Raw genomic sequence first — 2,703 nt, forward strand, 5'->3', positions numbered from 1 at the left:
CGACGCGACGCGCCCCCGGGCCGCGCCGAGGCCACGGTGGCCGCGCACGTGGCCACGGACCGCTGCGCCGGCTGCCGTTCGCCCTCGACGACCGGGGCGGGAGTCACCGCCCGCCGGGAGCGGGCCTGGGACGACGCCGCCCGGGCGTGGCCGCCGCCTTCGACGCGGGCTCCCGGTCGGTCGCGTTCGCCACCATCGGCGACCCGAACGTCTACTCCACCTTCGGCTACCTCGCCCACGGCGTGCGCGCGCTGCGCCCGACCGTCGAGGTCCGCACCGTGCCCGGCGTCACCGCCATGCAGGAGCTGGCCGCCCGCAGCGGCGTCCCGCTCTGCGAGGGCCGGGAGCCGCTGACCCTGCTGCCGGCCACCGCCGGACTCGTGCCGGTCGCCGACGCCCTCGCCGGCCCCGGCACCGTCGTCGTCTACAAGGGCTGGCGCCGCCACCCCGAACTGGTCGACGAGCTGCGCCGGCAGGACCGGCTCGACGACGCCGTGCTCGGCCGGGCGCTCGGCCTGCCCGACGAGCGGATCGGGCCGGTCGACGAGGACGCCGACGACCTGCCGTCACTGTCGACCGCTGGCTGGTCCCGGCCCGCCGGGACCGCCGGGGAGGAAAACTGTGACCGCCACCGGAAAGGTGTGGTTCGTCGGGGCCGGCCCCGGCGCCGCCGACCTGCTCACCCTGCGCGCCGCCCGGGTCATCGCCGAGGCCGACGTGGTGGTCTGGGCGGCCAGCCTGGTCCACGCCGACGTCCTCGCCCACGCCCGCCCGGACGCCGAGATCGTCGACTCCTCCAGCTGCCCATCGAGGGGGTGCTGCCGCTCTACCAGCGGGCCGCCGAACACGGGCTGACCGTGGCCCGGATCCACTCCGGCGACCCCGCGCTCTGGGGCGCGGTGCAGGAGCAGCTCGACCTCTGCCGGGCCCTCGGCCTGGCCGTGGAGATCGTGCCCGGGGTGTCCTCGTTCACCGCCGTGGCGGCGATCGTCGGCCGCGAGCTGACCATCCCCGAAGTGGCCCAGTCGGTGATCCTCACCCGCCTCGAAGGCGGCAAGACCCCGATGCCGCCGGGGGAGCGGGTCCGCGAGTTCGCCCGGCACGGCACCACCATGGCGCTCTTCCTCTCCGCCGCCCGCTCCGGGCAGGCGCAGGCCGAACTGCTCGCCGGCGGCTACCCGGCCGACACCCCGGTCGTGGTCGCGTACCAGGCGACCTGGCCCGACGAGCTGGTGGTCCGCTGCTCGCTCGGCGACCTGGAGGCGACCGTCAAGGAGCACAAGCTCTGGAAGCACACCCTCTTCCTGGTCGGCCCGGCGCTCGCCGCCGGCGGTACCCGCTCGCACCTCTACCACCCCGGGCACTTCCACACCTTCCGCCGGGCCGAGCCCGCCGCCCGCGCCGAGCTGCGCCGCGCCCGCGCCGGCCAGGCCGGCGCCGTCGACCCCACCGGGCACGACGGACGCCCATGACGTACGTCGAACCGCCGCTGCGCGAGCCGGACCTGCCGCGGACCGCGAAGGTCCGTCCCACCGCGCTGCGCACCGGCTGGACCACCGGAGCGTGCGCCACCGCCGCGGCCAAGGCGGCGGTGACCGCCCTGGTCACCGGGGTGCCGCAGCAGGCGGTGGAGATCGGCCTGCCCGCCGGCCGGCGGGTCACCTTCGCGGTGGCCCGCTGCGACGTGGAGCCGCGCCGGCGGGCCGAGGCGGTGGTGGTCAAGGACGCCGGGGACGACCCGGACGTCACCCACGGCGCGGAGCTGACCGCCACCGTGGACTGGCGGGACACTCCGGGGTTGCGCCTGGACGGCGGTCCCGGCGTCGGCACGGTCACCAAGCCGGGGCTCGGGCTGGAGGTCGGCGGGCCGGCCATCAACGAGACCCCGCGCCGCATGATCGGGCAGGCCGTGGCCGAGGTGGTCGACCTGACCGAGGTGGGCGTGCGGGTGGTGATCAGCGTGCCGCGCGGCGAGATCATGGCGCGGAAGACCACCAACCGGCGGCTCGGCATCCTCGGCGGCATCTCCATCCTCGGCACCACCGGGATCGTCCGCCCCTTCTCCACCGCCTCCTGGCGGGCCAGCGTGGTGCAGGCGGTGCACGTGATGGCCGCGCAGGGGGAGCGGACCGTGGTGCTCTGCACCGGTGGGCGTACCGAGCGGGCCGCCCGGGCGCTCCTGCCGGAGCTGCCCGAGGTCTGCTTCGTCGAGGTCGGCGACTTCACCGGGGCCGCCGTCACCGCCGCCGTCGGCGACGGCATGACCGGGATGGTCTTCGTCGGCATGGCCGGCAAGCTGGCCAAGCTGGCCGCCGGCATCCTGATGACCCACTACACCCGGTCCAAGGTGGACCTCTCCCTGCTCGGCGCGGTGACGGCCGAGGCCGGCGGGGACGGCGACCTGGTCGCGGCGGTCGCCGCGGCGAACACCGGGCGGCACGCGTACGAGCTGTGGGAGGCGGCCGGCCTGCTGACCCTCGCCGGAGACCTGCTCTGCCGCCGGGTCCGCCAGGTCCTGCTCCGCTTCGCCGGGCACGCCGTCCAGGTCGACGTGGCCATGGTGGACTTCGCCGGTTCCCGGATCGTCGCCTCCTCCGGCCGGTGGGCCGCATGACCACCCCGCCGCCCGCCGCCGGGGCGCTGGTGACCGTGGTGGGGATCGACGCCGCCGGGCGGCCGGCGCACCCGGGGCTGGCCGAGGCG

The 2,703-nt window shown here is 76.7% G+C and carries 1 protein-coding gene and 2 pseudogenes; all 3 read left to right on the forward strand.

What is annotated here, in order from left to right; genetic code table 11:
* Nucleotides 1-625, forward strand: a pseudogene (locus JNW87_RS37235) (precorrin-2 C(20)-methyltransferase); the annotation flags it as partial.
* Nucleotides 622-1,472, forward strand: a pseudogene (gene cobM, locus JNW87_RS37240) (precorrin-4 C(11)-methyltransferase). The pseudogenes JNW87_RS37235 and cobM, both read left to right, overlap by 4 nt.
* Complete coding sequence (locus tag JNW87_RS37245; protein ID WP_238455335.1) at nucleotides 1,469-2,614, forward strand: cobalt-precorrin-5B (C(1))-methyltransferase; 1,146 nt, start codon at nucleotides 1,469-1,471, stop codon at nucleotides 2,612-2,614. The pseudogene cobM and the gene JNW87_RS37245 overlap by 4 nt, the downstream one beginning before the upstream one ends.
* Nucleotides 2,615-2,703 lie beyond the last annotated feature (89 nt).

The sequence above is a fragment of the Micromonospora sp. ATA51 genome (assembly GCF_016802855.1).
GTDB classification, from domain to species: Bacteria; Actinomycetota; Actinomycetes; order Mycobacteriales; family Micromonosporaceae; genus Micromonospora; species Micromonospora sicca.